General features: G+C 70.8%; 26 protein-coding genes and 1 pseudogene. 9 read left to right on the forward strand and 18 right to left on the reverse strand.

What is annotated here, in order from left to right; translation table 11 throughout:
* Positions 1-13 precede the first annotated feature (13 nt).
* Positions 14-313 (forward strand): hypothetical protein, encoded by a 300-nt coding sequence (locus tag ACFPN9_RS04060; protein ID WP_377815427.1) that lies wholly within the window; start codon positions 14-16, stop codon positions 311-313.
* Here ACFPN9_RS04060 and ACFPN9_RS04065 read toward each other — a convergent pair.
* The 3 genes and pseudogenes from ACFPN9_RS04065 to ACFPN9_RS04075 form a co-directional block, all read right to left on the reverse strand.
* Positions 223-579: pseudogene (locus ACFPN9_RS04065) on the reverse strand (DMT family transporter); the annotation flags it as partial. The gene ACFPN9_RS04060 and the pseudogene ACFPN9_RS04065 sit on opposite strands and share 91 nt — an antisense overlap.
* An 83-nt stretch (positions 580-662) precedes the next feature.
* Positions 663-1,229, reverse strand: coding sequence for a 16S rRNA (guanine(966)-N(2))-methyltransferase RsmD (rsmD, locus tag ACFPN9_RS04070; RefSeq protein WP_066721001.1), 567 nt, complete (start codon positions 1,227-1,229; stop codon positions 663-665).
* 10 nt (positions 1,230-1,239) lie between these two features.
* A complete protein-coding gene (locus tag ACFPN9_RS04075) occupies positions 1,240-3,261 on the reverse strand; it encodes a pseudouridine synthase (RefSeq protein ID WP_156446539.1) in 2,022 nt (673 codons plus the stop codon).
* Positions 3,262-3,392: 131 nt separating this feature from the next.
* Between ACFPN9_RS04075 and ACFPN9_RS04080 the strand changes: the two genes are divergently transcribed.
* Positions 3,393-3,869, forward strand: coding sequence for a nucleoside deaminase (locus ACFPN9_RS04080; protein ID WP_245282509.1), 477 nt, complete (start codon positions 3,393-3,395; stop codon positions 3,867-3,869).
* Between the two features lie 11 nt (positions 3,870-3,880).
* On the opposite strand, the gene ACFPN9_RS04085 is transcribed toward ACFPN9_RS04080, so the two are convergent.
* Positions 3,881-4,249, reverse strand: a complete 369-nt coding sequence (locus ACFPN9_RS04085) for a hypothetical protein (protein WP_066721004.1) — start codon at positions 4,247-4,249, stop codon at positions 3,881-3,883.
* A 414-nt stretch (positions 4,250-4,663) separates the two neighbouring features.
* Here ACFPN9_RS04085 and ACFPN9_RS04090 point away from each other — a divergent pair, with 414 nt between their 5' ends.
* The gene (locus ACFPN9_RS04090; protein ID WP_066721006.1) at positions 4,664-5,071 is read left to right on the forward strand and encodes a peptidoglycan L,D-endopeptidase MepK; all 408 of its coding nucleotides are present in this window, start codon (positions 4,664-4,666) and stop codon (positions 5,069-5,071) included.
* 18 nt (positions 5,072-5,089) lie between these two features.
* Here the strand turns inward: ACFPN9_RS04090 and ACFPN9_RS04095 are convergent, their stop codons facing one another.
* A complete protein-coding gene (locus ACFPN9_RS04095; protein ID WP_066721008.1) occupies positions 5,090-5,848 on the reverse strand; it encodes a sulfite exporter TauE/SafE family protein in 759 nt (252 codons plus the stop codon).
* A 104-nt stretch (positions 5,849-5,952) separates the two neighbouring features.
* Here ACFPN9_RS04095 and ACFPN9_RS04100 point away from each other — a divergent pair, with 104 nt between their 5' ends.
* A complete protein-coding gene (locus tag ACFPN9_RS04100; protein ID WP_082735041.1) occupies positions 5,953-6,696 on the forward strand; it encodes an ArsR/SmtB family transcription factor in 744 nt (247 codons plus the stop codon).
* Here the strand turns inward: ACFPN9_RS04100 and ACFPN9_RS04105 are convergent.
* The 5 genes from ACFPN9_RS04105 to purD are packed head-to-tail and all read right to left on the reverse strand — an operon-like array spanning position 6,656 to position 10,498.
* Positions 6,656-7,558, reverse strand: a complete 903-nt coding sequence (locus ACFPN9_RS04105; protein ID WP_082735042.1) for a patatin-like phospholipase family protein — start codon at positions 7,556-7,558, stop codon at positions 6,656-6,658. The genes ACFPN9_RS04100 and ACFPN9_RS04105 overlap by 41 nt on opposite strands.
* A 27-nt stretch (positions 7,559-7,585) precedes the next feature.
* Positions 7,586-8,500 (reverse strand): alpha/beta fold hydrolase, encoded by a 915-nt coding sequence (locus ACFPN9_RS04110; protein ID WP_066721011.1) that lies wholly within the window; start codon positions 8,498-8,500, stop codon positions 7,586-7,588.
* On the reverse strand, positions 8,497-8,907 hold the full coding sequence (locus ACFPN9_RS04115) for a type II toxin-antitoxin system VapC family toxin (RefSeq protein ID WP_066721014.1): 411 nt from the start codon (positions 8,905-8,907) through the stop codon (positions 8,497-8,499). Before ACFPN9_RS04115 ends, ACFPN9_RS04110 begins: the two co-directional genes overlap by 4 nt.
* Positions 8,904-9,155, reverse strand: a complete 252-nt coding sequence (locus tag ACFPN9_RS04120; RefSeq protein ID WP_066721016.1) for a type II toxin-antitoxin system VapB family antitoxin — start codon at positions 9,153-9,155, stop codon at positions 8,904-8,906. The genes ACFPN9_RS04115 and ACFPN9_RS04120 overlap by 4 nt, the downstream gene beginning before the upstream one ends.
* Positions 9,156-9,214: 59 nt before the next feature.
* Positions 9,215-10,498, reverse strand: a complete 1,284-nt coding sequence (gene purD / locus ACFPN9_RS04125) for a phosphoribosylamine--glycine ligase (protein WP_066721019.1) — start codon at positions 10,496-10,498, stop codon at positions 9,215-9,217.
* 112 nt (positions 10,499-10,610) lie between these two features.
* Between purD and xseA the strand changes: the two genes are divergently transcribed.
* A complete protein-coding gene (gene xseA, locus ACFPN9_RS04130) occupies positions 10,611-12,200 on the forward strand; it encodes an exodeoxyribonuclease VII large subunit (RefSeq protein ID WP_066721021.1) in 1,590 nt (529 codons plus the stop codon).
* Positions 12,201-12,209: 9 nt separating this feature from the next.
* Here the strand turns inward: xseA and ACFPN9_RS04135 are convergent, their stop codons facing one another.
* Complete coding sequence (locus tag ACFPN9_RS04135) at positions 12,210-13,088, reverse strand: dienelactone hydrolase family protein (protein WP_245282510.1); 879 nt, start codon at positions 13,086-13,088, stop codon at positions 12,210-12,212.
* A gap of 55 nt (positions 13,089-13,143) precedes the next feature.
* On the opposite strand from ACFPN9_RS04135, the gene ACFPN9_RS04140 reads away from it, so the two are divergent.
* Positions 13,144-13,365: a DUF2093 domain-containing protein gene (locus ACFPN9_RS04140; RefSeq protein ID WP_066721024.1), complete on the forward strand. Its 222-nt coding sequence runs from the start codon at positions 13,144-13,146 to the stop codon at positions 13,363-13,365.
* Here ACFPN9_RS04140 and lpxK read toward each other — a convergent pair.
* The 5 genes from lpxK to ACFPN9_RS04165 all read right to left on the reverse strand — a co-directional run bounded on the left by lpxK (position 13,342) and on the right by ACFPN9_RS04165 (position 17,622).
* Positions 13,342-14,355, reverse strand: a complete 1,014-nt coding sequence (lpxK, locus tag ACFPN9_RS04145; RefSeq protein WP_066721027.1) for a tetraacyldisaccharide 4'-kinase — start codon at positions 14,353-14,355, stop codon at positions 13,342-13,344. The two genes, ACFPN9_RS04140 and lpxK, sit on opposite strands and share 24 nt — an antisense overlap.
* Positions 14,355-15,659: a 3-deoxy-D-manno-octulosonic acid transferase gene (locus tag ACFPN9_RS04150; protein WP_066721029.1), complete on the reverse strand. Its 1,305-nt coding sequence runs from the start codon at positions 15,657-15,659 to the stop codon at positions 14,355-14,357. Before ACFPN9_RS04150 ends, lpxK begins: the two co-directional genes overlap by 1 nt.
* Positions 15,656-16,408, reverse strand: a complete 753-nt coding sequence (locus ACFPN9_RS04155) for a lysophospholipid acyltransferase family protein (protein ID WP_066721030.1) — start codon at positions 16,406-16,408, stop codon at positions 15,656-15,658. Before ACFPN9_RS04155 ends, ACFPN9_RS04150 begins: the two co-directional genes overlap by 4 nt.
* Positions 16,409-16,427: 19 nt before the next feature.
* A complete protein-coding gene (locus ACFPN9_RS04160) occupies positions 16,428-16,661 on the reverse strand; it encodes a DUF4170 domain-containing protein (protein ID WP_066721032.1) in 234 nt (77 codons plus the stop codon).
* Positions 16,662-16,794: 133 nt separating this feature from the next.
* The gene (locus ACFPN9_RS04165) at positions 16,795-17,622 is read right to left on the reverse strand and encodes a 3'(2'),5'-bisphosphate nucleotidase CysQ (protein ID WP_066721035.1); all 828 of its coding nucleotides are present in this window, start codon (positions 17,620-17,622) and stop codon (positions 16,795-16,797) included.
* Positions 17,623-17,870: 248 nt separating this feature from the next.
* Here ACFPN9_RS04165 and ACFPN9_RS04170 point away from each other — a divergent pair, with 248 nt between their 5' ends.
* Positions 17,871-18,392 (forward strand): DUF6101 family protein, encoded by a 522-nt coding sequence (locus tag ACFPN9_RS04170; RefSeq protein ID WP_066721038.1) that lies wholly within the window; start codon positions 17,871-17,873, stop codon positions 18,390-18,392.
* A 2-nt stretch (positions 18,393-18,394) separates the two neighbouring features.
* On the opposite strand, the gene ubiA is transcribed toward ACFPN9_RS04170, so the two are convergent.
* Together ubiA and ACFPN9_RS04180 are read right to left on the reverse strand one after the other, a co-directional pair.
* Positions 18,395-19,354, reverse strand: a complete 960-nt coding sequence (ubiA, locus tag ACFPN9_RS04175) for a 4-hydroxybenzoate octaprenyltransferase (RefSeq protein ID WP_066721041.1) — start codon at positions 19,352-19,354, stop codon at positions 18,395-18,397.
* 15 nt (positions 19,355-19,369) lie between these two features.
* Complete coding sequence (locus tag ACFPN9_RS04180) at positions 19,370-19,843, reverse strand: hypothetical protein (RefSeq protein WP_082733114.1); 474 nt, start codon at positions 19,841-19,843, stop codon at positions 19,370-19,372.
* A gap of 216 nt (positions 19,844-20,059) precedes the next feature.
* Between ACFPN9_RS04180 and ACFPN9_RS04185 the strand changes: the two genes are divergently transcribed.
* Together ACFPN9_RS04185 and ACFPN9_RS04190 are read left to right on the forward strand one after the other, a co-directional pair.
* Complete coding sequence (locus tag ACFPN9_RS04185) at positions 20,060-20,806, forward strand: 16S rRNA (uracil(1498)-N(3))-methyltransferase (protein WP_066721045.1); 747 nt, start codon at positions 20,060-20,062, stop codon at positions 20,804-20,806.
* Between the two features lie 149 nt (positions 20,807-20,955).
* On the forward strand, positions 20,956-22,113 hold the full coding sequence (locus tag ACFPN9_RS04190; protein WP_066721046.1) for a carboxylate-amine ligase: 1,158 nt from the start codon (positions 20,956-20,958) through the stop codon (positions 22,111-22,113).
* Positions 22,114-22,244: the final 131 nt, after the last annotated feature.

Here is a 22,244-nt window from a genome sequence, read left to right on the forward strand (position 1 = left end):
GGCTGCGCCGCCGATGAGGAGCTGCCAGGCGGCGATGGTCAGCGCCGGCGCGCTCACCGGCCAGCGCTTGCTGACGATGGTGCCCAGCGCCCAGCTCACGCTCGCGATCAGCGCCAGCAGCAGGCCGAAGGAGAGGCCGCCGCCGGCGATCAGCGGCAGGCCGAGGCAGGCCAGCCCCGCCATGCCGAGCCCGAGCCCGACCAGCCGCCGCCGGTCGATCGGCTCGGCCAGGACGAAGCGGGCGAGCAGCGTCGCCCAGATCGGCATGGTGAAGGTCAGGATCGCCGCGCGCGAGGTCGGCGCGACGAGCTGAGCGAAGGCGAGCAGGATGTTGAAGGCCGCGATCGACAACAACCCGGCGACCGCCAATCGAAGCCATTGCGCCTGCGGCACCGCCAGCGTCAGGCCGCGCACGAGAGCGACCGCGACGAGGAACAAGCCGGCGAAGGTCATGCCGCTCGCCCGCAGCGTCCAGGGCGCGATCTCGGTCAGCGCGATCCGCACCGCCGGCCAGTTGAAGCCCCAGAGCAGGCCCAGCAGCGGGACGAGCAGCAGCGAACGGCCAGACGGGTGCGACATCGCGCGACTATGCGTGGGTCGCGGCGCGCGGCGTCATGCGATTTCGGCTGCGGCCCGATGCGCGATGGGCATCGGGCGAACCGTCACGGCTGGCTCGCCTGCAGGATCAGCACCTGCGTTTCACCGTACTCCCGCCGTTCCAGCAATTCGAACCCGTCCGGCAGGGCGATCTCGGCGTCGCCGGCCTCCTCCAGGATCACCAGCGCGCCGGGGGCCAGCCAGCCGCCGTCGCGGGCCGAGGCGAGCGCTGTCTCGCCGAGTCCCTTGCGGTAGGGCGGGTCGCAGAACACGACCGCGAAGGGGTCCATGGCGCTGATCGGGCCGAGCTTGCTCGCGTCGCGCCGGAAGACGCGGCTGTGGCCGGCGAGCCCCAGCGCCATCTGGTTCTCGCGGATCAGGCTGCGCGCCTCGGTGCCGTCGTCGACCAGCAGCGCGAAAGCGGCGCCGCGCGACAGCGCCTCGAAGCCGAGCGCGCCGGTGCCCGCGAAGAGGTCGAGCACGCGCGCGCCGTCGAGCGGGTCGTCATAGGCATGGGCGAGCACGTTGAAGAGGGATTCGCGCAGGCGGTCCGAGGTCGGGCGGATGGTCCCGATCCCCGGCTTGGGGCCGGCCAGCGCCCGTCCGCGCAAACGTCCGCCGACGATCCGCATCGGCTAGCCGTCAGTCCCGCTTGCCGCCGGAGCGTGGACCCTTGGACCCGCCGCCGGGGCGGCCGCCACCCGGACGTCCACCGCCGCCCGGCTTGCCGCCGAAGGGCCGGCCGCCGCCGGGCTTGGCCCCGAAGGACTTGCCCCCGCTGCGCTCGCCGCTGCGGCCCGCCGGCCCTTCGCTGGAGCGTGCCGCATAGCTGCGCTTGGCGCCGCCCGGAGCGTCGTCGAAACGACGCGGCGGACGCTCGCCGCCCTCGCGCGGAGCCCGATCGAGCCGGTCGCCGCGGGGCGCGCGCTCGGGCCGCTCCTGCAGGCGCTCGCGCTCGCCGCCTTCGCTGCGCGGTCGGCGGGCGGGACGCTCGCCGCCGCTCGCCCGCTCGGGCGCGCGGGAGGCGCGCCCCTCGCGGCCTGCCGCCCCGCGCTCGCTGCGCGGCAGGCGATCGGGCCTGCGCTTCGGGTTGATGGCCTCACGCGCCGGGGCGTCCTCGCGTGCGGAGGCAACGCGCTCGACCAGCACGCGCCGGCCCTTGGGATCGGCGATCGCCTTGTCGCGGCGACGCACCACCTCGCCGCTAGCCTCGCGCGTCTGGCGCTCGGCCTTCGGGTCGGCGCCGCGGCGCGGCGGAGCCTTGCGCTCGCGCTGGGGCTGCGCCTCTTCGTCACGCCAGACGGTGCGCTTCCACGGCTTGTCGCTGCGGTCGTCGCGCGAGGGCGTGCGCACCGCGTCGCTCTGCCAGCGTTCGGGCTTGCCCTCCGCCTCGCCACTCTCGCGCCGGCGCCGTGGGCGATCGTCGCCACTCGGCGCAGCCTTGCTCAGCGGAGGTCTCGGCGGGGCCGCCGGTGCCTCGTCGCGGCGCGGCGCCTCGAAATCGACGCCCGCCTTGGCCATCAGCTCCTCGCCGAGCTGGTCCTTCAGCACGCGCGACCGGATCTCATCGACCTCGCCCTCGGGCAGGTCGGCGAGCTGGAAAGGCCCGAACGAGACCCGGATCAGCCGGTTCACGTCGAGGCCGAGATGCTCGAGCACCGTCTTGACCTCGCGGTTCTTGCCCTCGCGCAGATCGACCGTCAGCCAGGTGTTGGAGCCCTGCTGGCGCTCGAAACGCGCCACTACGGGGCCATAGGATACGCCGTCGATGGTCACGCCGTCGCGCAGCGTGTCGAGCCTGTCCTGTGTCACCGAGCCGAAGGCGCGCACGCGGTAGCGCCGCAGCCAGCCCGTCTCGGGCAGTTCCAGCATGCGCGCCAGGCCGCCGTCATTGGTCAGCAGCAGCAGGCCCTCGGTATTGATGTCGAGCCGCCCCACAGAGAGCACGCGCGGCAGATCCTCCGGCAGCGCGTCGAACACCGTCGGCCGGCCTTCGGGATCATGGTTGGTCGTCACCAGCCCGCGCGGCTTGTGGTAGAGCCACATCCGCGTGCGCTCGCGCGCCGGCAGCGGCTCGCCGTCGATCAGCACGACATCGTCGGGGCCGATATCCAGCGCCGGGCTGTCGATCACGCGACCGTTCACGCTTACGCGGCCTTCGAGGATGATCGCCTCGCTGTCGCGGCGCGAGGCGACGCCGGCGCGCGCCATCACCTTCGCGATACGCTCCGGCTCGGGGATCAGCGAGGGCAGCAGCTTGGCCTCGGGCGCCGGAGCCTCCTCGCGGGCGCGCCGCGGACGCGCCGGGCCGTCGGAGCGGGGCCGGTCGAGGCGAGGATTGTCGGAGCGGGGTTTGTCGAAGCGCTTGCCCCCGGAAGCAGGGCGCTCGCCGCGGGGTGCAAAGCCCTCGCGCGGCGGACGGCTCGCACTGCGCTCTCCATCAGGGCGGGCCCGGAACGGGCGTGCTGCGCCCTCTGCGCGAGCCGGACGGTCGCCGCCCTCGCTGCGGCCGCGGAACGGCTTGCGCTCGCCGCCGGCCGCTCCGCTGCGTGGACCCCTGCCGCCGAAGCCGCCGCCATCGCGGCCGCCGCCGGACCCGCCGCCGCGTCCGCCGGTTCCACCCTTGCGCGGGCCCCGGCTTTTCTGATTGTTGTCGTCGCTCATGATGGCTCCTGAGCCGGTCGTCTCGCGGGCGGAGATCCGCTTCGCACGCTGGACAGGCTCGAAATTGGCTGTGTAGCCGGCGCTTGTAGCAGAGCGTTCCCGGCGCCGCGAGCGTCAAAAACGGAGGTGAGATGGCCCTGCAGCAGCCCGCGCCGCTGTCCATGCCCGCGACCGATCCGATGGCCATCGCCTTCGACGAGGCGCGCGCCGCTGCCGCGCGTGGCGAGGTGCCGGTCGGAGCGGTCGTCAGCCGGGACGGTGTGGTGCTCGCCCGCGCCGGCAACCGCACGCTGGAACTGAGGGATCCGACGGCCCATGCCGAGATGCTAGCGCTGCGGCTGGCCTGCGAGGCGCTGGGCTCGGAGCGCCTGATCGGCTGCGATCTCCATGTCACGCTCGAGCCCTGCCCGATGTGCGCGGCGGCGATCTCCTTCGCCCGCATCCGCCGGCTCTATTTCGGCGCGGGCGATCCCAAGGGCGGGGCGGTCGAGAACGGGGTCCGGCTCTATGCCAGCCCGACCTGCCATCATGCGCCCGAAATCTATGGCGGCCTGCGCGAGAGCGAGGCGGCGGCTCTGCTGCGCGACTTCTTCAGCGATCGACGCTAGGAGCGCCTGGCTCAGCCGGCGAGGGGAAGCGCTTCGGCGGCGGGCTCGGCCATCTGCATCTGCGCTGGCTGATCCTGCAGCGAGGCCAGCAGCAGCGCCGCCAGCGCATCGACCGCGACCAATGTGCTGCGCCGCGCCTGCTCGATCTCGGCGACCGGCGCCTGGCCATAGAGCAGCCGCGCGAATTGGGCGATCTGGGCTACGGCAAGGTAGGTCGCCTCCTCCAGGGGCGGCGACAGCGCCACCAGCGGCAGCACGTTCTCGATGTGCTTCTCGGCCGCCATGCCGAGCGTCTTGGCGTTCAGCGCCCCGGCCTTGAACACCGTGGCCTGCAGCGTCTCTATCTCGGAGAGGAGATAGTTGCGCGTCTCGTCGGTCATCCTCCGTCTTCCCCGCAGGATCGGACGGTCGAACGGTAGCACGCGTGAACAGCCCTTGCTCTCGCCGAGAGCCCCTGCGGTTAGCGCTGCGTCAATGCGATGCCGCGAATCCTCCGGGCGAGGTCTTCTTATCGTCGGCCGAAATCCGTCGGCCAGCGGCCGAAACCGGCGCAGGCTGATAAATGCGTTTGTAACCATTGATAATCCGCGTCGATTCCGGAGCGTTTCAGCCATCATCTCGAATCGTGCCGACCACGGGAAGGCTACAGTTTCAGATCATGTCAGATGATCTGCCTTGTTTTGGCCGCGTGATCGCTCTAGTGAAGCGCCCGAACCGCTCAGCCAGACCATGCGATGGTGGCTTGAGCCTTCCTCTCTCCCCATCACGTCAGGTTAGTAATGCGTTGTATTGTCATGGCCGTGATCTTCACGGTCTCGGTGCCTGTTCTTGCGCGCGCCGACTCCGCGATCGAGCAGGTGTCATTCCAGCCCCAGGTCAAGGGGCTGCGCTGCCTCAAGGCCGAAACCGTCGCCATGATCCGCGAGCTCGTCGAGAAGATCGGTCCGATCCAGATCACCTCGACCTGCGGCGGGCGCCACGCCCGCAACTCCCAGCATTACAAAGGCAAGGCCATCGATTTCCGCCCGTTGGCGACGACGCCGCGCAAGGCCGCGGCGGTGGCGAAGACGCTGGACGCTGTCGGTGGCGTCGGCTCCTATTCGAACGGGCTCGTCCATGTCGATGTCGGCGACCGGCAACTGGCCTGGTACGGCATCAAGCGCAGCAATCGCCGCTTCGCCTACAACACCCGCGGCCGCTGAGGCCCGGCGCGACCGGCGTCAGCCGGTCGCGCGCAGCACGAGATAGCCGCCGAGCGCCAGCAGCCCGGCGAAGAAGCAGAGCCTGAAGCTCGCGGCCGAGATGCGGGCGCGCAGCGCCGCGCCAGCGGCCATGCCGGCGAGTGCGGGCAGGAGAGCGAGCCCGGACTGCAGCGCGACGCGGGCATCGAGGACGCCGGCCTCGAGCAGTCCGACCGAGAGCGCCAGCGTCGAAACCAGGAAGGACAGGCCGAGCGCCTGGACGAGCTCGTCCTTGTCGAGGCCCAGCGCCTGCAGATAGGGCACGGCCGGCAGCACGAAGACTCCCGTCGCCGCCGTCGCCACACCGGTCGCCAGGCCGACGAGCGGCCCCAGCCAGCCTTCGGCGCCGGCAGGAACGCGCAGCTTCGCGGCCTTGAGCCCCACGAGCCCGTAGAGCACCAGAGCGAGGCCGAGCCAGAAGGTCGCGGAGCCGTTCTTCTGCTGCTCGATCAGCCCCGCGCCCAGCCAGGTTCCTGCCACGATCCCCGCCAGCATCGGCCAGAGCCGCGAGAGGATGCGCCGGAGGCCCGGCCCCGTCGCGAGCTGCCAGCCATTGGTGACGAGGTTGGGCACGGCGAGCAGCGCCGCGGCCTGTGCCGGCGCCATGACGACGCCGAGCACGCCGACGGCAATGGTCGGCAGACCGAGGCCTATGACACCCTTCACGAAGCCGGCGAGCAGAAAGGTCGCGGCAATGAACAGCAGGAGAGTGGGATCGGTGCTGAGAGGCTGAAGCATGCCGTGTTGTCGCATTGCCGCGGCCCGCTGTCTCTGCAGGACGCAACGGCCGGGGCCGTAGCATCGCCTCTTGCGCTGGCGGCGGGACGGCGCATCCTCGCGTCATGAACGCCAGCGGCCCCTACCTCGCGGAGATCGCCAGCCTCATGGGCGATCCCGCTCGTGCGAACATCCTGCACGCGCTGATGGACGGCCGCGCGCTGACCGCCAAGGAACTCGCCTTCCTCGCCGGCGTCGCCCCGCAGACCGCCAGTGGCCATCTGGCGCAGTTGCTGCGAGGTGGCCTTCTGGCCGTCGCGGCGCAGGGCCGCCACCGCTACTACCGCCTGGCCGGTGCCGAGGTCGCGCAGGCGCTGGAAGGGCTGATGGTGCTCGCGGCCGCCGGGCCCGCCGCTCGCAAGCTGCCGCAGCGCGTCGGTGCCGACCTCAGCCAGGCGCGGACCTGCTACGACCATTTCGCCGGACGGCTCGGTACGGATATCCACGACGCACTTGTGGCGGGCGGGCATCTTGCGGTCGCGGAGGGTGGCTACGGCCTGACGGCGTCGGGCGAGGGCGTCTTCGCCGCGCTCGGGATCGCCCTGCCGGACAGGCCGCCGCGCCGCGCGCTTCTGCGCCCCTGTCTCGACTGGAGCGAGCGCAGGCCGCATCTCGCGGGCCATCTCGCCGCCGCCCTGGCCTGCCGCTGCTTCGAAAAGGCTTGGGTCCTTCGCCGCAAGGACAGCCGCGCGGTGACGCTCACCGCATCCGGGCGGGCGGCACTGGCCGCAGCGCTCCCCGGCTTCGTCTGCGACGCGCCGGAGGCTCTCAGCTCGCCTGTTCCAGCGCTTGCGTCAGCCGCCGTTTGACCTCGTCCTTCACCGCGGCGGACGCGTCCAGGATCGCCTTCGCCTTGAAGAAGTCCAGCCCGCCGATGCCATCCGCGCCGGCGCGGATCAGGATGTCCGGCGGTTGGCGCTCGATCATGCGCTGCACGATCGTCCGCGTCAGAATCTGGCTGACGCCGAGTATGGCCTCCAGTGGGCTCGGAACCCGGGTCTCGCTGATGGTGGCCGGCGCACTGGTGTCGACCGCCATGACGATCCGGCCCGGCGCCATCAGCCGGTTATAGGGCAGGGGATTGATCGCGCCGCCGTCGATCAGCACGCGCCCCTCGATCACCACCGGCCGGATCAGTCCGGGGATCGCCAGCGAGGCCGCCACGGCCGGCGTCAGCGGGCCGCGGCCGAGCGCGACCTCGGCATGAAGATGGTAATCGGTCGCCGTCGCCAAGAACGGGATGGCGAGATCCTCGAAGCGGTCCGGCACGGCTTCGGGCCAGAACAGGTCGAGCATCCGCTCGCCATCGATCAGCACCGGGTTGCCGAGCCCGCGCATGAGATCGGTGAACTTGCCGATGCGGGCGTCGAGCAGCCGCGCGATCACCTTGGCCCGGTCCCTGAAGGAGGCGGTGACGTGCTCGCGCAGATCGCGGCCCGAAAGTCCGGCCGCATAGGCCGCGCCGACGATCGCACCCATCGAGCAGCCGGCGATCAGGGCCGGCCGGATGCCGAGTTCGTCGAGCGCCTCCAGCACGACGATATGGCTGAGTCCGCGCGCCCCGCCGGCGCCGAGCACGAGGACGAGTTCGGGCTGGCCGGGCTGCTGCCGTCGGACCGCGATGGCGTCCTGCGGCGTGGCATCGGGAGGGCGGTGCTCGCTGCGTGGCATCAGCCGGATCTGGCCCTTCGCGTCGCCTCAGGCAATGGGTTGCGACAGGAAGGGTGCGAGCGCCGCCAGCGTCGCCTTCGGGTTTTCCTCGGGCAGGAAATGCCCGCTCGCGATCGCCTGTCCGTCTGCCTGGGGCGCAAAGGTCTCGCGCCAGATCTCGAGCGGGCTGGCGCCCTTGGCCGGGATGCCGGCCTCGCCCCACAGCACTAGCGTCGGGCAGAGGATGCGGTTGCCGGCGGCGAGATCGACCCGGTCATGCTCGACATCGGTGGTCGCCCCGGCGCGGTAATCCTCACAGGCGGCATGGATCCGGGCGGGGTCGCTGAAGGACTCGCCATAGGCCTGCATCGCCAGCGGATCGAACAGGTCGAGCGACTTGGCCCGCGTCCAGCTCGCGATGGTGTGGTCGAGCCAGCCGAGCGGATCGCCCTTGATCAGGTTTTCCGGCACCGGTTCGGGCTGTGCCATGAAGGTCCAGTGATAGACCTGCAGGGCTCGGCCGGCATTCATGCCCTCCCACATCGAGATCGTCGGCAGGATATCGAGCAGCGCCAGCCTCTCGACGCGGCCGGGATGGTCCAGCGCCAGACGGTAGGCGACCCGCGCGCCGCGGTCATGGCCGACGACCGCGAAGCGCAGATGCCCCAGCGCCTGCATCACCGCGACGATGTCCTCGCCCATGGCGCGCTTGGTGTAGGTCTCGCGCCCGCCATCGCCATGCGGCGCCATCGACCAGCCATAGCCGCGCAGATCCGGGCAGACCACGGTGTGGGTCCTGGCCAGCTCGGCGGCGATCGGGTGCCATTCGGCATGGGTCTGCGGAAAGCCGTGGATCAGCACGACCGGCGGCCCCTCGCCGCCGACGCGGGCGAAGATCTTGCCCACGGGCCCGTTGATCCAGCGCCCGGTGAAGCCGGGAAAGAGGCTGTCGATATTGCTCATGGTCGGGCTCCTGCCGTCAGCGCAGATGCAATGTCGGTTCTGGCGAAATCCTCACCCTTGTAGAGCAGAGGGGCCTGCAGGGATTTGGCAAGAGCGTAGGAAAAGCAGTCGCCGAGATTGAGGCCGGCCCAGTGGCGGCCCTTGCCGAAGCGGATGAAAGCTTCGGCCGCAAGGCGGCCTTGCTCTGGATCGAGGGCGGCAGGCCGAACTTTGAGGTCGCCGAACAGGGCCTCCACTTCGCGCAAGGGCGTCGCGGCCCGTTTGCCGATCAGGACCATCACGCATTCAGTGAAGGTGACGGCAGAGCAGACACAGTCGGACGCTTCGGTCAGCAGCCTTTGGAAAAGGGCAGCCTCTGGCTCGCCGAAGGCAATCGCGACAATCGCCGAACTGTCGGCGACGATCACCTCGGCAGTCCGTTGTCATCATAGCCGAGGATCTCGTCGGCCGATCGCTCGTCTGTCACCGGATAAGAACGAAGCCGCGCAAGCGTTTCCGCGAGCTTCACGGGATCGATGCGCCCTTTGTCGCTCGGGAGCTCGGCCAGTTCGCGTTCCGCGGCAAGGCGCACCGCCTCCTTGATCGTACGACCGGTCCGCGCTGCCAACTCCCGAACGACGCGGTCCGTGTGGGCATCCTTGATCAGAATTGCCATGGCGCCCTTCCGTATATATCGAACGCGGCAACGATATATACGCTAGGCGCCTGCCTCTGTCAGCCTTCGCGCTCGCGCTTGACCGCCTGCCAGCCGATGTCGCGGCGGCAGAATCCATCGGGCCAGTCGATCGCATCGACGCCGCGATAGGCCCGCGCCTGCGCCTCGCTCACCGTCTTGCCCAGCGCCACGACATTGAGCACGCGCCCGCCCGCCGCCAGCAGCGCACCCGTTGCCTCCTGTTTCGTGCCGGCATGGAAGACGAGCACGTCGTCGAGCGCCGCGGCCTTGTCGATGTTCCTGATCACGCTCCCGGTCTCCGGCTGGGCCGGATAGCCGCGCGCCGCCAGAACAACCGTCAGCGCGGCCTCGTCCGACCAGCGCAGGGTGATCTGGTCGAGCACGCCGTCGCAGGCGGCCAGCAGTGCCGGCACGATGTCGCTCCTCAGCCGCGGCATCAGCACCTCGCATTCGGGATCGCCGAAGCGGACATTGTACTCGATCAGCTTGGGGCCCTGCGCTGTGATCATCAGCCCGGCGAAGAGCACGCCCTTGAACGGCGTCCCGCGCTGCGCCATGCCGGCGAGAGTCGGCGCGATGATCTCCTTCATCACCCGCGCTTCCATCGCGGGCGTCATCACCGGCGCCGGCGAATAGGCGCCCATCCCACCAGTGTTGGGGCCGGTGTCGCCATCGCCGACGCGCTTGTGGTCCTGCGCTGAGGCGAGCGGCAGGGCGTTCGTCCCGTCGCAGAGCGCGAAGAAGCTCGCCTCCTCGCCGATCATCCATTCCTCGATCACGACCTCGGCTCCGGCTGCGCCCAGCCCGCCACCGAACATCATGTCGATGGCCTCGTTCGCCTCTTCGAGCGTCTCCGCCATCACCACGCCCTTGCCGGCGGCGAGGCCATCGGCCTTGATCACGATAGGTGCGCCCTTCGCCGCGACATAGGCCTTGGCGGACGCCGCGTCCGCGAAGCGGCCGAAGCCGGCGGTGGGAATCCCGAACTCCGCGCAGAGCTCCTTGGTGAAGGCCTTGGAGCCTTCGAGCTGGGCAGCCGCCTTCGAGGGGCCGAAGACCTTGAGGCCGGCGGCCGCGAGATCGTCGGCGAGGCCGGCGACCAGCGGCCCCTCGGGACCGACGACGACGAAGGAAACGCCCTGCAGCTTGCAGAAGGAGGCGACTGCCGCATGGTCGGCGATATCGAGGACGACATTCTCGCCGCATTGCGCGGTGCCGGGGTTGCCGGGCGCGATGAAGAGCCGGTCGCAGAGCGGCGAGGCCGAGATCGCCCAGGCCAGAGCATGCTCGCGGCCGCCCGATCCGATCAGAAGAATCTTCATCGTCGTCTCAATCCGCAGGGCTGGGTGGGCCAAAGGGTCGGCTGGCCAATAGCCGCCGCGCGCCCGGACGGCAACGCTTCTGCAGCCGCCGTCACGCCGTTATGGTCGCGCCATGGACAGCGAATCGCCCAAGCCCGTCGGCAATACGCCCGAATGGTCGGTCTCGGACCTCTCCGGTGCGCTCAAGCGCACCCTGGAAGATGCCTTCGGCTTCGTGCGCGTGCGCGGCGAGATCTCCGGCTATCGCGGCCCGGTCGGTTCGGGCCATGTCTATTTCTCGCTGAAGGACGCCAACGCCAAGATCGACGCGGTGATCTGGAAGGGCGTCTTCGGCCGGCTGAAGACACGGCCGCAGGAAGGTCTGGAGGTCATCGCCACCGGCAAGATCACCACCTTCGCCGGCAAGTCGAGCTACCAGATCATCATCGATTCGCTTGAGCCCGCCGGCATCGGCGCGCTGATGGCGCTGCTCGAGGAGCGCCGCCGCAAGCTGGCCGCCGAAGGGCTGTTCGCCCAGGAGCGCAAGCAGCTCATCCCCTATCTGCCGCGCGTCATCGGCGTCGTCACCTCGCCCACCGGCGCCGTCATCCGCGACATCCTGCACCGGCTGGAGGATCGTTTTCCCCGCCATGTGCTGGTCTGGCCGGTGCGGGTGCAGGGCGAGACCAGCGCCGCGGAGGTCGCCGCCGCCATCGCCGGTTTCAACGCCTTGCCCGAGGGCGGGCGCATTCCGCGGCCGGACGTCATCATCGTCGCGCGCGGCGGCGGCTCGCTCGAAGATTTGATGGGCTTCAACGAGGAGATCGTGGTGCGCGCGGCGGCCGCCTCGCTGATCCCGCTCGTCTCCGCCGTCGGCCACGAGACCGACATCACCCTGATCGACCACGCCGCCGATCTGCGCGCTCCCACCCCGACCGGCGCGGCCGAGAAGGTCGTGCCGGTGCGCGCCGAGCTGATGAGCCTCGTCGCCGATCTCGCGCGTCGCCAGGCCGGCGCCATGCGTCGCCTCTCCGACCGCCGCCGCAGTGATCTGCGTGCGCTCGCCCGCGCCTTGCCCGGCCCCGAGGCGGTGCTGTCGGGCCCGCGCCAGCGGCTCGATCTCGCGGCGGCACGGCTGGCGCCGGCGCTGGCGCGGAACGCCCGCGTCCACGAACAGAAGCTCGGCCTCGCCGCCCAGCGCCTCGCGCGGCAGTCTCCGATGGCGAGGCTGGCGGCCTTGCGGGCAAAGCTCGACGGCTATGGGCGCGTGCTGGCGCAGGCCCGCAACACGGCGCTCTCGGCCGAGAGCCGGCGCATCGCGGATGCCCGGCGGCGACTTCAGGAGCTCGAGCAACGCGGGGCAAGGGCGCTGGCGCGGGGCGTCATCCTGCGTGGCGAGCGGCTTCCGGCACTGGAAGCGCGGCTGCAGCGCGCGTTCGCGCAGAGCTTGATGCGTCGCCGCGAGCGCTTGCGGTCTTCTGTTTCGCTGCTCGCCTCGCTCGGTCCCGAGGCGGTGCTGGCGCGCGGCTATGCGCTGGTGCGCGACGAAGCGGGGGCCGTCATCCGCGACCCGGGGCAGCTGCGCGCGGGCCAGGCCTTGGGCGTGCAGGTCGCGGGCGGACGCTTCGGCGTGGTCGTGGCCGGTGGCGGGGAGGGGCCGGCCCGTCCGGCGCGTCCCGCCCGGCGCGAGGGGCCGAAGACGGGGCAGGGCGATCTGTTCTGATCGGCTGAATCAGAGACCGCTCAGGAACGCCCGAACCCGCTTGATCGCATCCTCGCGCGCTTCCGGATTGGTGCCGACCGTGGCCTTGCCGGTTCCGGTGGCGGAGAAGGCGATGTCGCTGCGCTCCTTCACCTCGAGACGCGGGTGGTCGAAATCATGCAGCGCGCCGGCATAGATCACGATCTCGACCTTCTCGCCGCGGGCCTTCGCGGCCTTGGCGAGATAGTCGCAGGGGCCGGGCGGGGTCCAGTCGTCCGCATCGCCGATCAGCATCAGCAGGGGCAGGCGCGCTGCGAAGCTCGCGGATTCGGATTGCACCCGGCAGCCCGGGTAGAACGCGATGGCGCGCGCGAAATCCGGCTGTTCGTCGGCCGGGCGGCGGTCCTTGCGGGCCGCGGCGAGAACCGTCGAGCCGCCGCCGGACCAGCCGAGCAGGGCGATCCGGTCCGGGCGAACGTCGCCGCGCATCTGCAGCCAATGGCGCGCGGCGGCGGCGTCCGCCACCCGTTCGCGGCTGGCGCGCACCGTCATTTCCTTGATGCCGCACTGCGAGCCCAGCCGCCGGGAGCCATAGCTGTCCGGCATCAGAACCAGATAGCCCTCGGCGGCGAGGCGTTCGCCCCAGTCGGAATGACGCAGCGAGAGCTTGCCGTTCTCGCGGAACAGCCCGCCGCAGCCATGCAGCGCGACGACGGCCGGAAACGGCCCCGGCCCCTTGGGGCGGTAGAGCACGGCGTCGAGATCGCCGTCATAGCTCGGCAGGCGCACACGCTCGTAGCCGCCGGCCAGCGCGGCCCCGGCCAGCAGCGACAGTCCCGCTATCGCCGCGGCGAGGCGCGCGACGCAGGCAATCACGAGGCTGGACTTCGTCGGGCGCGGCGCTATCACGGGGAGGGATTATCCCGACATTGCCTCCGCGGATCAACGGTTTAGATATATCGTCATGAACATCAGCGATCGCCCCCCGGTGCCGGGGTCCGAAGCGGCCCTCGATTACGGCCATGGCGAGTTTCGCGTCGTGCGTCCGGGCGCTTTCGTGCGCTGCGCCGTGACGGGCGTTCCGATCCGTCTGGAGGAGCTGCGCTACTGGTCCGTCGACTGGCAGGAGGCCTATGCCTCGCCGGAGGCCGTGCAGCTGCGGCTAAGGCGCGGCGCCCGCCCCTGAGCCGGTCGCGCCCGCAAGCAGCGCCGCGATCGGCTCCGGCGCATCGAAGGCGAGCTTGACCGGCACGGGCAGCAACCGGCCGCGCTCTGCATCCGGCCAGATCGGCGCGAGCTTCACCAAGTCCTTCTCGGTGGTAGCGACGAGGCTGTCATAGAGCGCGGCCTCCGCCACCAGCCTCTCGACATCGGCGGGGCTGTAGGCGTGATGATCGCCGAAGGCGCGCTCCGCCACGATCCGCGCCCCCGCCTCGCGCAGCGTCGCCGCGAACTTCGCCGGTCGCCCAATCCCCGAGACCGCCAGCACCGCCTGGCCCGCGAGCCGCGCGACCGCGGCCGGGTCCGGGTCAAGCCGCGCGCGCAGGACCGGGACGCCCCGCGCCGCGGCGGCCGCCGCCACTGCCGCGCCCGGTTCGCCCGCACCGATGACGAGCACGGCATCGACCTCGCCGAGTTGCTCCGCCAGCGGCGCGCGCAGCGGGCCGGCCGGCAGGCACAGGCCGTTGCCGACGCCCGAGGCGCCATCGATCACCGCGAGCCTCAGCCGCTTGGTCAGCGCCGGGTTCTGCAGCCCGTCATCCATCACGATCACGCTCGCGCCGAACGCCCGCGCCAGGCTCGCCCCGGCGACGCGGTCGCGCGCGATCACGGTGCGGGCATGGCGCGCCATCAGCAGCGGCTCATCGCCCACGGCACGGGCGGCATGATGCTCGGGATGGACCTCGACCGGGCCGGGCAGGCTGCCGCCATAGCCGCGCATCAGCACGAAGGGCGTCTCGCCGCGCTGGGCCAGCAGCCCGGCGATCGCAATCGCGGTCGGCGTCTTGCCGGCCCCGCCGGCGACGAAATTGCCGACGCAGATCACCGGGATGCCGCAATCAGTGCCGGGTTGCCGCATCCGTCGCAGCGTGATCGCGCCATAGAGCCAGCCCAAGGGGGCGAGCAGCCCGGCGAGCAGGCCCGGACGGCGCCACCAGAAGGCGGGCGCCCGCATCAGGCCGCGCCGTCGCGCTGGCCGAGTGCGATCCGCATCAGCAGCGGTTCCAGCGCCTGGATCGTGCGGCCGAGCGCGCCGCCCAGTTCGCCGCTCGTCTGTGCGGCCGCCCGCGCCGCCTGGCGCGCGCTGGCGGGATCGCTCAGCCAGCGATGCACGGCTCCCGCCAGCGCCTGAGCGTCGGCGACTTCGCGCGCCCCGCCGCCCTGGTCGAAAGCGGCGAAGATCTCGGCGTTGTTGTGGACGAACGGCCCATGCAGCAGCGCGCAGCCGAGCTTGGCGGGCTCGATCGGGTTGTGCCCGCCGATCATCGGCACCAGCGAGCCGCCGAGATAGGCCACCTGCGAGAGGCGGTAGAACAGGCCGAGCTCGTTGACCGTGTCGGCGATATAGAGTTCCGCCCAGCGCTCCGGCAGTTGGCCCGCGGCCCGGCGCGCAAGGGCGATGCCGTTGGCCTCCGCCAGCGCCTCGATCTCGACGCCCCGCTGCGGATGGCGCGGCGCGATGATCGTCAGCAGGTTAGGCAGATAGGGCTTCATCCCGAGATGGGCGGCGATGACCTGCTCCTCCTCGCCGGGATGCGTGCTCGCCGCCACCCAGATCGGGCGTCCCGTCGTCAGCCCGTCGAGGATGGCCAGCGTGTCGGCATCGGCCGGCGGGGCGGGCACGTCGAACTTCAGGTTGCCGGCGACGCTGACGCGTGGTGCGCCGAGCTGCGCCAGCCGCTCGGCGTCCCCTTGCGACTGGGCGAGGCAGGATTCGAAGCAGGACAGCAGGAAGCGCGAGGTCTGCGGCGCCTTGTACCAGCGCGCGAAGGAGCGCTCCGACATCCGGGCGTTGACGAGCACGAGCGGCACCTCGCGCTTGCGCGCCTCGATCAGCAGGTTGGGCCAGATCTCGGACTCGCAGATCAGCCCGAGCGAGGGCTGCCAGTAGTCGAGGAAGCGGCGCATGTAGCGCGGCACGTCGAGCGGGAGATATTGGTGGATCACGCCGGCCGGCAGCCTCGCCGCCAGCAGCTTGGCCGAGGTCACCGTGCCGGAGGTGACGAGCACGGTCAGGCCGCGCTTCTGCAAGCGGGCGACGAGGGGCAGCAGCGTCACCGTCTCGCCGACGCTGGCACCGTGCAACCAGACCAGCGGCCGGTCCGGACGGCGCACGCCCGGATAGCCGCGCCGCTCGGCGAGGCGCGTCGGGTCTTCCTTGCCGCGGCGGCGGCGCCAGACCAGCAGTCCCGCCGCAGCAGGCTCCAGCAGGCCGGTCAGCAGCCGGTAGCCGGTGAGGATCGCGCCCTTGCCGCTCATGCCGCTGCCCCTGGCGCTGCGCCTTCGGCGGCGAGCCGCGCCTGCCTCAGCCCGGCGCCCGGGTCCTGCGCGCCGACCAACGCATAGGCGCGGGCATGGACGGCGTCGAGACCGGCTTCCAGCGCCAGACGCGCCGCCTCGCAGGCGGCCTCGTCCGCCTCGCGCGCGACATGGATCGCCTCGCCGACGACGATGGCGCCGCGTCCGAAGGGCAGGCCGATCGAGGCCCGGTCCCAGCTGTTGAAGTCGATGCGCCGGCTCGTCACCACCGCGATCGGGTGCAGCGGCCGCCCGGAGGCCCGCGCGAGCTGGATGATGCCCGGCCCGACGATGCGGGCGCGCTTCGGGACGTCGGCGGTGAGCACCATCGTCTCGCCGGCCTTGAGCCGCTTCAGCATGGCGAGGAAGGCGCTGGCGCCGCCCTTCTCGCGGATCTTCTTGCCGAGCGCGCCCGAGCCGCGGATCGCGCCGATGCCGAGCTGGCGCAGCGCCACGGCATTGAAGCCGCCATCGCCATGCCGCGAGACCAGCGAGCAGGCCGGCATCCAGTCCGGCCGCGAGAACGGGATCATGATGTGCTGGCCGTGCCACATCGCGATGATCAGCGGCAGCTCCGGGCGCACACGCTCATAGACGTCCGCCGGCTCGACGACGAAGCGGTTGGTGCGCTGCACAAGGCGCAGATACCCGGCCAGCATTCGGCCGAGCGCCTCCTGCGCCACGCGCGTCTTGAGAATCGAGAAGCCCATGAAGCCGCTGTCGAGCCCTTCAGGTGTCGGGATCGAGCAGGCGGTGCAGATGCACGATGAAATAGCGCGTCTGCGCCTGGTCGACCGTGGCCTGCGCCTTCGCCTTCCAGGCGGTGTGGGCGGTGGCGTAGTTCGGGAAGACGCCAACCACGTCGAGCTTCGACAGGTCCTTGAAGGTCACGCCTTCGAGGGAGCTGAGCTCCCCGCCGAAGACGAGGTGGAGTAGCTGTTTCTGTTCCGGCTCGGCCGCCATCGATCCCTCCAGCATGGTGCACCGCAATCGCCGCAGGTGCAGCGCGCCACCTGTTAAGCCATCCGGGCCCGCGGCGCGAGTGCCGCATGGTCCGCCAGTGCGCATCCGTGACGGTAGACGGCCTGAAGCGAGGTCAAAGACGCTGCGATTGGGTCTCGCGCAGCCGCTGCATCGCCGCGAGCAGCGGCGCGGACAGTCCGTTGCCGCTGGCGACGAGCACGCCATGCACCGGCGTCGCCCGGTTGTAGACCACCGCCTCGCCGGCCCCGCCGCTCATCGTCCCGCCCGACTCGCGCAGGATCAGGTCAGCGGCGGCGAGGTCCCAGTCGCGAGCGTCCGCCGAGATCAGGCCGGCGTCGATCGAGCCGTCGGCGATGCGCGCCAGCCTCAGCGCCAGCGAGGGAATCTTGTCGACCGGCTCGAAGGGCTCGATCCGCGCCAGCGCGTCGAGCATCGGCTTGGGGCCCGCGATGCGCGCCTCGCCGAGGCGGGACACGGGAGTCGTGCTGATGGCGCCGCCGTTCTTCTGCGCACCGCCGCCGCGCAGGGTCGTGTAGGTGGCGTGGCTCGCCGGGGCATGGACGACACCGAGGATCGGCTCGCCCTCGTCGAGCAGCGCGACGCAGACCGCCCAGTCCGGCAGGCCGCTCATATAGGCGCGCGTGCCGTCGATCGGATCGACCACCCAGACGAAGCGGCGCGACAGCCGCAGCGCATCGTCCACCGTTTCCTCCGAGAGCCAGGCGGCCTCGGGCAGCAACGCCGAGAGACGGATGCGCAGGAAGGTGTCGACCCCGATATCCGCTTCCGTAACGGGCGAGCCGCCGCTCTTGGACCAAGTCCGTGCGGCCGTCTTCGCTCCGGGTCGGAACAGGTCGGTGGCGATGGCACCGGCTTCCAGGCAGCTTTCGCGCACGGCCTTCAGGAGATCCGGTGCGATGGGTAGCGGAGGCGTGCTCATGGGCGTTCCCTACGGAGGGCAAAGGCCTGCTTCAAGGCGAAAATGCGCCCCGGAGACGAAAGATTCCGTCAATCATCATGCAGGAAACACGCCATGGAAGGCCCTGGAACGGCCCCGACACGCTCCCTTAACCCAACCGCTTAAGCGCTCGGAGAGAGCTGAGACGCAATCTCTCCCGGCAAGCACGAGAGCCCCGCACCACACAGAGGGCTCCGATGCGGCAGGGATTACAGAGAGGCGTCAAACCCATGGCCAGAGTCACGCCGGCCGCCGGGGAGTTCGGTTTCGCACCGAATGGCCCCGGCGGTACGACCGACCCGACGATCACCCCCCGCGAGGCCGCTGCGGCCCAGCCGGATACGCCGCGCATCGAGCGCATCGGCTCCGTCCGGATCCTGCGGGGTTCCGCCGGCTGGCGTGGCGTTTCGCTGCGCCTGGCCAATCCGGCAGGCGAGGATCAGCTCTTCCAGCTCGCGCTGACGGCGGGTGACGGCCGCTCGATCACGATCGCGACCGTCGATGGCGACGAGGCGGTGGCGCTCTGGCGCGACTGCGGTCGGTCCAGCGGCATGCCGCTGCTGCTCGAGACCAGCGACGGCGAGATTTCGCAGCCCTTTCCGCAGATCGGCCGGCTCGCGCTCGGCCCGATCCGGGTCAGGCGGCGCTATGCCTTCCTGAACGGACGCCGTCCGCGCTTCCTGGTGCGGCGCAAGACGGGCAAGCTCGCGGAGCGCCCAGTCGTCGTCGCCGGTGAGCGTCTGACCGACTGAGATCAGAAAAGGGAGCGGCCGAGCGCATCCAGCGCGAAGCCTGCCGCCAGCAGCAATCCGGCATGCCAGTTCGAGCGGAAGAGGGAGAGCGCGACCTTCGCGCTCGCCCCCTTGAGCCGTGAAACCTGCCAGGCGAGATGGCCCGCAAAGGCCGCAAGCCCGGCGAAAGCCAGCGCTCCGCCGCCCGCCATCCAGGCCGCGAGTCCCGCCAGCACCACCGTGATCGCGAAGCACAGCGCGATCGCCTCGCGCCCGTGATCGCCGAAATAGCGCGCGCTCGACTTGATGCCGGCGATGACGTCGTCTTCCAGATCCTGCATCGCGTAGATCGTGTCGTAGCCGACCGTCCAGGCGACCGCTGCCGCATAGATCAGGACGGCCGGCGCATCGAGCCGCCCGAACACCGCGCTCCAGCCGAGCAGCCCGCCCCAGGAGAAGGCCAGCCCCAGCACGAACTGCGGCATGTTCGTGATCCGCTTCATGAAGGGGTAGATCGCGACGATCGCGAGCGAGGCGATGCCGGCGACGATGGTGAAGCGGTTGAACTGCAGCAGAACCGCGAGCCCGACGAAGGACAGCGCCACCATGAACAGCGCCGCGGCCCTGGCCGTGACCTGACCCGAGGGGAGGGGCCGTCCGCGCGTGCGCGCCACCTGTGCGTCGAGCTTGCGGTCGACGATGTCGTTGAAGGTGCAGCCCGCGCCGCGCATCACCACCGCGCCGATCAGGAAGAGCAGGCAGTGCCAGAGGTTCGGAAAAGGCGCGCCGGAGGCGATCGCCGCCAGCCCCGCCGACCACCAGCAGGGCAGGAGAAGGAGCTGCCAGCCGATTGGCCGCTCGATGCGCGCGAGCTTGAGGAAGGGCCGCAGCCGGCGCGGCGCCCTGGTATCGACCCAATGTCCGCGCAGCGCGTCGGGAAGCGGAGCGTCGGGCACCGGGGCCGAGGGTCCGGGGCCCGCCATGGCCGGGCGCCGGGCTTAGAGAGCGCCCTGGGGAATGCGCATGCCGCCGCCGGTGATGGCGTCGCCGCCGCCGAACGGGTTGCCGCCGCCCTGCGCCTGCTGCTGCGCGCGACGCATCATCTCGGCCTGCTGCTTCACCGCATTGCAGGCCTGGGTGCGGATGCCGGCGGCCTTCTGGTTGTCGGCCTTCATGCCCTCGATGAAGGAGGGCGGAATCTGGCACCAGTCCTGGTTGTCGGTCGCGAACTTGACGGTGGTCGCGCCGTTGCTGACCAGCTTGGTCATCGTGCTGCAGGCCTGCTGTGGCGTCAGCTTGCGCTTGGATTTCTGGGCGGCGTTGAGCGAGGCGACGAGCGACTGCCGCTCCTGCAGCAGCGCCTGGATCTTCTCGCAGCCGGAGGCCTGGGCGCGGGCCGGGGCGGCGTCGAGCAGCGCGGCCGCCGCGAGGCCCATCGTCGCGATCACTCCGGAAGCCAAACTGCGCCGCATCTCGTTTCCGCTCCACATCCTGCGGGGGCACTCCGGCCCCTCGCGGTTTCCTTAACAGCAACGTCGTGTTAGCGCCAAGAACCTTTGCGCGCCGGAGCTGCCGGCTGCCGGCTTGACCTGCCGTTAGCGGTGGATTGTGGCGGTTTTGGCGTGGATGACCGGCCTGCGACGGTCGCGAAGGGTGCGATCCGCCGCCGAGAGGACAGCGCTCGAGCCATGACCACCCCCGATTTCGCGCGCTACCGGCTGTTCGTCGAGCCGGCTCTGGCCGAAGGTTATCGACTTCCGCTCGCGCGCGAGCAGGCGAACTATCTGATCTCGGTTCTGCGGATGAAGCAGGACGAAACCGTGCTCGTCTTCAACGGCCGCGACGGCGAATGGCTGGCCGCGATCGCGGTGGAGGGGCGCAAGCAGGCGAGCCTTACAGTGCTGCGGCAGACGACGCCGCAGCCGGCCGCGCCCGATCTGCAGTACCTCTTCGCCCCTCTCAAACATGCCCGGCTCGACTACATCGCGCAGAAGGCCGTGGAGATGGGCGCCGGCGTCATCCAGCCCGTGCTCACCCGCCGCACCCAGGTCTCGCGGCTGAATCTCGACCGGATGCGCGCGAATGCCGTCGAGGCGGCGGAGCAGTGCGGCATCCTGAGCCTTCCCGAGATCCGCGCCGAACAGGGGCTGGAAGTGGCGCTCGCCGCGCTCGAACCGGACCGGCTGCTCGTCTTCTGCGACGAGGCGCTGGCGCAGGAGAGCCCTGTCGCCGCTCTCGCGCAGGCGAAGCCGGGCCCGCTCGCCGTGCTGATCGGCCCCGAGGGTGGCTTCGACGAAGCGGAGAGGCGCCTCATCATGGCGCGGCCCCGGACGCTCGCGATCTCGCTCGGTCCGCGCATCCTGCGCGCCGACACGGCCGCCGTGGCCGCTCTCGCGCTCGTCCAGGCCGTGCTGGGCGACTGGCCTCGCGGCTGATTCGCGGAACGCCGCTGCCCCTGCAACGTTTGGCCGGTCATGGGGGACGCATTCTCGACTCAATCGAGCGCAGTCTGGCGCGCCCGCCGGTCGGGTGTCGCCGCGATGGCTCGGCGACCGGGCCCAAGGTCCGCCACGAGGATGAGCGCATGAGCAACGAGGGCCTCTTCGGCATCGAGGAAGAGTATTTTCTGGCGGACGCGGTGACGCGGGGGATCGGACGCAAGGTCTCCGCTGCCTTCATCGAAGCGGCCCAGCGCGCCTTTCCCGAGGAGGTCCAGCGCGAGATGCTGCAGTCGCAGATCGAGGTCGCGACGCCGATCTGCCGGACGATGGACGAGGCGCGGCGGTCCCTGACAAGGCTCCGCACCGGGCTGGCCGGGCTGGCGCTGGAGCATGACATGCTGCTGCTCGCCTGCGGCACCCATCCGAGCGCCGCCTGGTCGCGCCAGCGCGCCACCGAAGCCGCGCGCTACGATACGCTGATGCGCGATCTGCAGATGCTCGGCAGCCGCAACCAGCTCTGCGGCCTGCATGTCCATGTCGAGGTCGCCGATGCGGACGAGCGAATCCGGCTGATGGCGCGGATCATGCCCTTCCTGCCGGTCATCCTTGCCCTCTCGACCTCATCGCCCTTCTGGCAGGGGCGCCGCACCGGGCTGATGGGCTATCGGCTCGCCGCCTATGGCGAGCTGCCGCGCACCGGCCTGCCGGACCTCTTCGCCGACCCGGCGGATTACCGGGCCTATCTCGACACCATGGTTGCGACCGGCGCGATCAAGGATGGCAGCTATCTCTGGTGGGCGATCCGACCCTCCGACAAGCTTCCGACCCTGGAGCTGCGCATCGCCGATTCCTGCACGCGGCTGGACGATACCCTCGCCATCGTCGCGCTCTATCGCTGCCTCGTCCGGCATCTCCTGCGCCATCCCGGGCTCAATGCCGATCTGACGCCCGCCTCGCGTGCCATCGCCTGCGAGAACCTCTGGCGCGCCCAGCGCTACGGCATCCATGGCGGGCTGATCGACGAGCCGAGCCGCAGCATGCGCAGTGTCCCCGACCTGGTCGGCGATCTGGTCAGCCGCCTCGCGGACGATGCCCGTGCTCTGGGCTGCGAGGCAGAGCTCTCCCTCTGCAACGACGTCGTCACGAACGGCACCAGTGCCGATGTTCAACTTGCGGTTTTCGAGGAGGCCCGCGGCCGATCCGGCGGGCAGAATGCCGGGCTTGCAGCCGTGGTCGACTGGATCGCCTCCGAAACGCGGCTCGATCGCACCGGCTGGGCCCGCCAGGGCGGCGCTGCCTAGGGCACGACCCGGGCCGGCTCCGTTCTGCGCCTTGCGTTCGCCACTCATCCGCCAACGCGCGGCGAGGGTCGTTGTCGAGCGTTCGCGGCTCGCCTATGTCTGGCGCTCCCGGAGCCCGAGCCCCCATGTCC

The sequence above is a fragment of the Allobosea massiliensis genome (assembly GCF_042655245.1).
Classification (GTDB): Bacteria; Pseudomonadota; Alphaproteobacteria; order Rhizobiales; family Beijerinckiaceae; genus Allobosea; species Allobosea massiliensis.